The 7,330-nt window shown below is 72.0% G+C and carries 9 protein-coding genes; 3 read left to right on the forward strand and 6 right to left on the reverse strand.

Features of this window, described 5'->3' with window-relative positions; translation table 11 throughout:
* Positions 1 to 27 precede the first annotated feature (27 nt).
* Together BGO22_RS17020 and BGO22_RS17025 are read right to left on the reverse strand one after the other, a co-directional pair.
* Positions 28 to 816, reverse strand: a complete 789-nt coding sequence (locus tag BGO22_RS17020; protein WP_070397390.1) for an anti-sigma factor — start codon at positions 814 to 816, stop codon at positions 28 to 30.
* A gap of 10 nt (positions 817 to 826) precedes the next feature.
* The gene (locus tag BGO22_RS17025; RefSeq protein WP_070397758.1) at positions 827 to 1,399 is read right to left on the reverse strand and encodes an RNA polymerase sigma factor; all 573 of its coding nucleotides are present in this window, start codon (positions 1,397 to 1,399) and stop codon (positions 827 to 829) included.
* Positions 1,400 to 1,589: 190 nt separating this feature from the next.
* Between BGO22_RS17025 and BGO22_RS17030 the strand changes: the two genes are divergently transcribed.
* Both BGO22_RS17030 and BGO22_RS17035 read left to right on the forward strand, forming a co-directional pair.
* Positions 1,590 to 2,159, forward strand: a complete 570-nt coding sequence (locus BGO22_RS17030; RefSeq protein ID WP_070397391.1) for a ferritin-like domain-containing protein — start codon at positions 1,590 to 1,592, stop codon at positions 2,157 to 2,159.
* Between the two features lie 72 nt (positions 2,160 to 2,231).
* Complete coding sequence (locus tag BGO22_RS17035) at positions 2,232 to 2,780, forward strand: DUF3455 domain-containing protein (RefSeq protein ID WP_070397392.1); 549 nt, start codon at positions 2,232 to 2,234, stop codon at positions 2,778 to 2,780.
* 105 nt (positions 2,781 to 2,885) lie between these two features.
* Here the strand turns inward: BGO22_RS17035 and BGO22_RS17040 are convergent, their stop codons facing one another.
* From BGO22_RS17040 to BGO22_RS17050, 3 genes are read right to left on the reverse strand one after another with little or no spacing between them, the layout of a single operon-like run.
* Complete coding sequence (locus BGO22_RS17040; RefSeq protein ID WP_070397393.1) at positions 2,886 to 3,947, reverse strand: histone deacetylase family protein; 1,062 nt, start codon at positions 3,945 to 3,947, stop codon at positions 2,886 to 2,888.
* A gap of 13 nt (positions 3,948 to 3,960) precedes the next feature.
* Entirely contained in the window at positions 3,961 to 4,806 is an 846-nt protein-coding gene (locus tag BGO22_RS17045) for an enoyl-CoA hydratase-related protein (protein ID WP_070397394.1), read from the reverse strand.
* Positions 4,769 to 6,049 (reverse strand): DNA polymerase Y family protein, encoded by a 1,281-nt coding sequence (locus tag BGO22_RS17050; RefSeq protein ID WP_070397395.1) that lies wholly within the window; start codon positions 6,047 to 6,049, stop codon positions 4,769 to 4,771. Before BGO22_RS17050 ends, BGO22_RS17045 begins: the two co-directional genes overlap by 38 nt.
* Before the next feature lie 71 nt (positions 6,050 to 6,120).
* Here BGO22_RS17050 and BGO22_RS17055 point away from each other — a divergent pair, with 71 nt between their 5' ends.
* Positions 6,121 to 6,846, forward strand: a complete 726-nt coding sequence (locus tag BGO22_RS17055) for an SIMPL domain-containing protein (RefSeq protein WP_070397396.1) — start codon at positions 6,121 to 6,123, stop codon at positions 6,844 to 6,846.
* A 21-nt stretch (positions 6,847 to 6,867) separates the two neighbouring features.
* Here the strand turns inward: BGO22_RS17055 and BGO22_RS17060 are convergent.
* Positions 6,868 to 7,330 (reverse strand): alpha-hydroxy acid oxidase (locus BGO22_RS17060; RefSeq protein WP_286851894.1); only part of this gene is annotated, 463 nt, incomplete at its 5' end.

Below are 7,330 nucleotides of genomic sequence, written 5' to 3' on the forward strand. Positions count from 1 at the left end.
TCGCGCCGGCTTTTTTCTTTGGTCGCCTCAGATCTGCTTGTGGATCAGCGGCCCGTGGAACAGCACCGGCCCGGTGGGGCCGCGCTCGCTGGGCACGCCACCCAGGGGTTCCAGGCTGATGGCCAGCGCGGGCACTTCGCGCACCGCGCTTTCGCTGGCCGCCAGCTGCAGCAGGCGCTCGGGCGTGAGCACGCCCAGCGAGCGGGGCGCCGCGCCCGGCGGCAGCGCCCAGAGCTGCAGCGAACGGTCGGCCGCTTCCTGGTAGCCGCCCACGCGCTGCAGGCTCAGGCGGTTGTGCTTGGGGTCGAAGGTGATCAGCACCGCCGGCCGGGCCTGGTCGTCGTTGAGCACGGACACGTAGCGCACGTCGGGGGTGGCCAGCAGCTGGCGCTGCAGCGCGGCCACTTCGGCGCCGCGCCGGTCCAGTTCGCCGCGCAGCGCGGGCAGCAGCGCCAGCGCCAGCGCCACCGCGCACAGTCCGGCCAATCCTGCGCCGCGCCACAGCGCCAGGCTGTGCCACCAACCCGTGGCCGGCGCCACCGCCGCCTCCTGGCGCTGCTTCGCGAGGGCGGCGCCCTCGGCGTCGGCGCGCACCAGGTTCTGGATGCGCGTCCACACCTGCGGCCCGGGCTCGGCGCCCGCCTGCAGTTCGTTGAGGCTGGCCACGCGGGTCTGCCATTCGATGGCGGCCGCGCGCACCGCGGGCTGTTCGCGCGCGATGGCCTCGAAGCGGCGCCGCGCGCCGCCGCGCAGCGTGCCCAGGGCGTGCGCGGCGGCCAGGCGCTGCAGCAGTTCGGGGTGGCGGTGCAGTTGCATGGCGCGGGCCTCAGGCGAAACGGGCCATGCAGTCGCGCAGCTTGTCCAGGCCGCGGCGGATCCAGGTCTTGACGGTGCCCAGCGGCAGCGCCAGGCGCTCGGCCAGCTCGCCGTGGCTCAGGTCGCGCAGGTAGGCCAGGCTGATCACTTCGCGCTGCTTGTTCTCCAGTTGCCCCAGGCACTGGTGCATGGCCCAGGCCTGCTGGCTCGCCAGGCTGGTGTCCATGGGGTTGGGCGCGTCGCCGGGCAGCGTGTCGGCCAGGACCTCGTCGAGCTCCTGCGTGAGGTGGGCGCGATCGGCCGCGCGGCGGCGCAGCAGGTCCAGTGAGCGGCTGCGCACGATCAGGCCCAGCCAGGCCATGGGCGGGCTCAGTGTGGCGCGGTAGTCGCCCGCGCTGCGCCAGACCTGCAGGTAGGCCTCCTGCAGCGCGTCCTCCGCCGCCTCCGCGGAGCCCAGCACGCGCAGCGACAGCCCGTAGAGCTTGCGCGCGGTGAGGTCGTAGAGCGCCTTCAGCGCGGCCTCGTCGCGCTGGGCGATGCGATCGATCAGGTCCATGAGGAGTTCGTCGGGGTCGGCGCTCATGCGGCGCATTGTGGGGGCGTTTGCATCCACCACTACGCCGGTGTTTCCCGTGTGGATTCAACGCCACCGTGCGGATGCGCACAACCCAGCAAAACAGTCGGGTTCGCTGAATCCGGTGCGGGGCCGGCCTGCGTATGGGTGTCGACGGCCGCCGCTCCCCCTCCTCAAACCCACTGCGAGAGACAAGACCATGAGCACCTCCATCGATCCACGCCGCGCCTTCCTGCGCACCGGCGCCACCCTGTCCGCTGTCGGCCTGGCGATGCTCGCCGGGCGGCCCGCCCTGGCCCAGGGCATGAAGGCCGACGTCGCCAAGGACGTCGACATCCTCAACATCGCGCTCGGCCTGGAGCACGAGGCCATCAACGCCTACCAGCTCGGCGCGGGCAGCGGCCTGCTGCAAAAGCCCGTGCTCGACGTGGCGGTGCAGTTCCAGGGCCACCACAAGGCGCACCGCGACGCCCTGGCCGCCACCATCCGCAAGCTCGGTGGCCAGGCCGTGGCGGAAAAGAAGCTCGATGAGTACGCCAGGGACCTCAAGGCCGATTCGCTGAAGAGCCAGGCCGACGTGCTGTCGCTGGCCGCGCGCCTGGAGCTGGGCGCGACCAATGCCTACCTCAGCGTGATTCCGCCGCTGAGCGACCGCGCGCTGGCCCAGGTGGCCGCGCGGCTGGCCGCCGACGAGACCATGCACTTCACCGTGCTCAGCAGCGCGCTGGGTCGGCCCTTGCCCGCGAACGCCCTGTCGTTCGGCGCCTGAGACCCATTCCAACACGGGTGGGCCATGCACCCGCCCGGCTTTCTCTCCCCAACCTTTGACCGGAGTATTTCCATGATCCTCAAGACCACCCTGGCCGCTTCGGCCGTTCTCGCCATGACCGCCTGCGCCTCTTCGATGGGGGGCCAGCCCATGGTGTTCTCGCAGGCGGGCCTGCCCGACGCGGTGAAGGTGCCCGCCGGCCACCGCGTGGCCATGGAGACCGTGGGCGCGGGCGACATCACCTACGAATGCCGCGCCAAACAGGGCATGGCGGGCCAGTTCGAATGGGTCTTCGCTGGCCCCGACGCCCGCCTGATGGACCGCGGTGGCAAGCAGGTCGGCAAGTACTACGGCCCGCCCGCCACCTGGGAGTCCATGGACGGCTCCAAGATCACCGGCACGCAACTGGCCGTGGCCCCCGGCGGCAGCGGCAACATTCCCCTGCAGCTGGTCAAGGCCAACCCGGCCATGGGCATGGGCGCCATGCAAGGCGTGACCTACGTCCAGCGGGTGGCCACCGTGGGCGGCGTGGCGCCGGCCATGGCCTGTGGCGCGGCCAACCTGGGCGCGAAGCAGGTGGTCCAGTACCGCGCCGACTACATCTTCTACAAGGCCGCCTGAGCCCCCGCCGCTCCGAGGTCCCCTCAGGGGCGCGGCCCGGCGGGCGGGCGCCCCTTTTGCCCTGCGGACGGAGGATCGCCGCAGGGCGCTTTTTCCCGCGCGGCTTTAAGCCGCGCGCTCGAAGCCTTCGAGCAGGTTCACCGCATTGACACCCACTTCGGCCACCGCGTAGCCACCTTCGAAGGTGAAGAGGGTAGGCAATCCCGGCGACGCCAGCGCCGCGCCGATGCCCGCGTAGTCGGCCGAGCGCAGTCGGAAGCCCGAGATCGGGTCGCCCTCGAAGGTGTCCAGGCCGAGCGGCACCACCAGGGCAGTGGCGCCAACGTCCGACACGGCCTGCAAGGCCTGGTCAAGCGCGGCGCGCCAGGCCGCCAGCGCCGTGCCGCGTGGCAGCGGCCAGTTGCGGTTGAAGCCCTCGCCCGCGCCGGCGCCGCGCTCGTCGGCGTGGCCCAGGAAGAAGGGGTACTCGGTGCGCGGGTCGCCGTGCAGGGAGAGCGTGAGCACGTCGGCGCGCTCGTAGAACACGGTCTGCGTGCCGTTGCCGTGGTGGTAGTCCACGTCCAGCACGGCCACGCGGGCGTGGCCGCCGTCGCGCAGCGCCTGCGCGGCGATGGCGGCGTTGTTGAGGAAGCAGTAGCCGCCGTAGAAGCCCGGGCCCGCGTGGTGGCCCGGCGGGCGCGTGAGCGCGAAGGCGGCGCGCTCGCCGGCCAGCACGGCCTGGGCGGCGGCCAGGGCGCAGGCGGCGCCGCCCAGCGCGGCGCGCCAGCTGCCGGCGGTGAGCGGTGTGCCCGAATCGAAAGCGAACTGGCCCAGGCGCGCGGCGATGTTGTCGGGCCAGCCGTCCTGCCGGAAGCCGTGCCGGTTGGGCAGCGGCCAGACCGAGGGCAGGGCGTCGAGGCCCGCGTTGGCCGGGTCCAGCGCCACCCAGTCGTCCCAGGCGGTGCGCAGGAAGTCGAGGTAGCGCGGCTCGTGCACGGCCCGCACGGCGGGCATCAGCGTGGCCTCGTCCAGGGCGGGCTCGCGCAGCTCGCCCAGCGGGCGGCGGCGCAGCTCCGCCAGCACATGCTCCAGGCGCGCCGGGCTCTCATGGCTGGCCACCAGCCGGCCCCGGAACATCTCCTGGCGGCCGGCGTGTTCGGCGTGGCGCGGGTTCAGCAGCGTCAGCACGGCGGGGCGGGTGTCACTCGGCGTCCAGGAAGGACTTGAGCGGCGCCAGCGGCGCGAACCGGCCGGCGCGCCGCTCCTTGGCCGCCACGATGGCCTCGCCCACCTGGGCGTTGCTCCAGATCGCGCCCTGCAGCCAGCCCATCTGGCGCAGGCTGTCGTCCACCGAGTGGTCGCGCGCGTAGTTCACCGCCTGCTTGGTGCCCCAGATGGCCACCGGCGGCTTGCTGGCGATCTCGCGCGCGCACTGCAGCGCGGCCTCCACCGTGGCGGCGTGGCTGTCGAAGACCTCGTTCACCAGGCCCAGGGCCTGGGCGCGCGCGGCCGGCAGGCGCCGCCCGGTGTAGGCCAGCTCCTTCACCAGGCCCAGCGGGATCAGCTTGGGCAGGCGCTGCAGCGTGCCCACGTCGGCCACCATGCCGATGTTGATTTCCTGGATGCAGAAGAAGGCGTCGGCCGAGGCGTAGCGGATGCAGCCGGCGGTGACCATGTCCACCGCGCCGCCCACGCAGCCGCCCTGGATGGCGAAGATGACTGGCGCGCGCAGCGTTTCCAGCCGCGTGAAGGTGGCCTGCATCTGGGCCAGCAGGTCGAAGACCGCGGCGCGGCCCTCGGGGCTGCGGTCGTCCAGGGTGATGGCGCCGCCGAAGGTCTCCAGCGCCATGCCGGCGCTGAAGTGCTTGCCGGTGCTGCTGATGACCAGGGCGCGTGCCCGACCCTCGTCGTGGATCTCGCGCAGCAGCCCGTCGAGTTCGCGCCAGAACGTGGGCCCCATGGTGTTGAGCGATTCGGGGCGGTTCAGCGCCAGGTGCGCCACGTCGGGCTCAGTCCAGCTCAGGGAAAAGCAGGTCGGTGTGGTCATCGCGGTGGGCCTTGTCTCGGGGCTTGGGGTGGCGGGCATTCTGGTCGGGCGCCGCGGGGCCGTCTGTCCCCGGTTTGACCAGCTTGGACGAGCGCACGCCCAGCAGGCGCAAGCGCCGCGTCAGGTCCACGCGCTTGAGGCACAGGCCGGCCGCCCGGCGGATGGTGGCGGCGTCGGCCGTGGGCTCGTCCAGCGTGAGGTCGCGCGTGACCTTGGTGAAGCCCACGTAGGTGAGCTTGATGCCGATGGTGCGCGCCAGGTAGCCCTTGCGCTGCAGGTCGCCGGCCACCTGCTCGCACAGCTCGGTGAGGATGGCGCCGAGCTCGGCGCGGTCGTGCACGGCGTGCAGGTCGCGCTCGAAGGTGGTCTCGCGGCTCATGCCCACGGGCTCGCTCTCGGTCACCACGGGGCGGTCGTCGCGGCCCCAGGCCACCTCGTGCAGCCAGGCGCCGTAGCTCTTGCCGAAGTTTGCGATCAACCAATCGGGCTCGCGCGCGGCCAGCTCGCCGATGGTGTGGATGCCGAAGGACTGCAGCTTGGCGTCGGCCTTGGGGCCCACGCCGTTGACCTTGCGGCAGGGCAGGGGCCAGATCAGGCGCTGCAGGTCCCCGGCGTGCACGATGCTGATGCCGTTGGGTTTGTTGAACTCGCTGGCCATTTTGGCCAGCAGCTTGTTGGGCGCCACGCCGATGGAGCAGGTCAGGCCCGTGGCCTCGAAGATGCTTTTCTGGATGAGCCGCGCCAGCACGCGCCCGCCCTCGCGCTGGCCGCCGGGCACCTCGGTGAAGTCGATGTAGACCTCGTCCACGCCGCGGTCCTGCATCACCGGCGCGATCTCGGTGATCACGCGCTTGAAGGTGCGCGACAGGCGCTTGACCTCGTCGAAGTCCACCGGCAGCAGGATGGCCTGCGGGCAGAGCTTGGCGGCCTTCATCAGGCCCATGGCTGAGCCCACGCCGAACTGGCGCGCCGCGTAGGTGGCGGTGGTGGCCACGCCGCGGCCCGCGTACTCGCTCAGGCGGGGGAAGAACGCCACCGGGATGCGGTCCAGCGTGCCGGGGCCCCAGTCGGTGTCGGGGAAGGCCTCGCGCAGGCGCTCGAACATGGCGGTCTCGCGCCGGCGCCCGCCGCCGATGACCATGGGCAGGCCCTTGAGCTGCGGGTAGCGCAGCAGCTCCACGGACGCGAAGAAGGCGTCCATGTCGAGGTGGGCGATGCGGCGCTCGGGTTTCAAGCCGGCCATCGTAGCCGGCTTACCATGCCCGGGTATGTCGTTTGCACCGGCTGTCCGGTGTGCCACCGTCGGAGGACCCCATGACGCATCCCCTCACCCGTTTGCTCGCGGCCGCGCTGGTCGGCGCGGGCGTCGCCATCGCCGGCCTGGCCGTCAGCCACGGCCTGGAGCGCTTCCGCCTGGCCGACCGCAGCGTCACCGTCAAGGGCCTGGCCGAGAAGAACGTGGAGAGCGATTTCGCCGTCTGGACCCTGGGTTTCCGGCGCGGCGGCAACGCCTTTGGCGATGTGCAGAAGGCGCTGGCGGGCGACCGCGACGCGGTGGTGGCTTTCCTCAAGCAGCGCGGCTTCAAGGACGAGGAGATCGAGGTGCGCCCGCTCGGCGTGCAGGACCTGTTCGCGCGCGAGTACGGCTCGGGCAACCAGCCGCTGCGCTTCAATGGCACGGGACAGGTGATCGTGAAATCCGCGCGTGTGGCGGACGTGCAGGCCGCGGCGCTGGCGGTGGACCCGCTGATCCAGGCCGGCGTGCAACTGGGCGGCGAAGGCAACGGCCATGGCGGCCCGCAGTTCCAGCTGCGCGGCTTCAACGACGTGAAGGCCCCGCTGCTGGCCGAGGCCACGCGCAACGCGCGCGAGCAGGCCGAGAAGTTCGCCGCCGAGGCCGGCGCCCAGCTGGGCGCGCTCAAGAGCGCCAACCAGGGTGTGATCCAGATCAGCGGCGCCGCCGGCAGCGACTACGACGACGGCAGCTCGCGCGAGAAGCGCCTGCGCGTGGTCAGCACCTTCGTGTACGAGCTGCGCTGAGCGCGCCGCCTCGGGCCGTCGTCAGGCCGTCGGGTAGCTGCCCGGCAGCAGGATGGACTTGTCCACGGACTCGATGTTGGTGTGGCCGCAGAAGGCCATGGTCAGGTCGAGCTCCTTGTGGATGATCTCCAGCGCCTTGCTCACGCCTTGCTCGCCCAGGGCGCCCAGGCCGTAGAGCATGGCGCGGCCGATGTAGCAGCCGCGCGCGCCCAGGGCGCGCGCCTTCAGCACGTCCTGACCGCTGCGCACGCCGCCGTCCATGTGCACCTCGATCTGGCCGCCCACGGCATCCACGATGGCGGGCAGGGCCTCGATGCTGCTTTGCGCGCCGTCCAGCTGGCGCCCGCCGTGGTTGCTCACGATCAGCGCGTCGGCGCCGGTCTGCACGGCCAGGCGGGCATCCTCCACGTCCTGGATGCCCTTGAGGATGAGCTTGCCGCCCCAGCGCTTCTTGATCCACTCCACGTCGCCCCAGTTGAGGCTG

Origin of the sequence: Hydrogenophaga sp. 70-12 (genome assembly GCF_001897365.1) — a bacterium.
GTDB classification, from domain to species: Bacteria; Pseudomonadota; Gammaproteobacteria; order Burkholderiales; family Burkholderiaceae_C; genus Hydrogenophaga; species Hydrogenophaga borbori.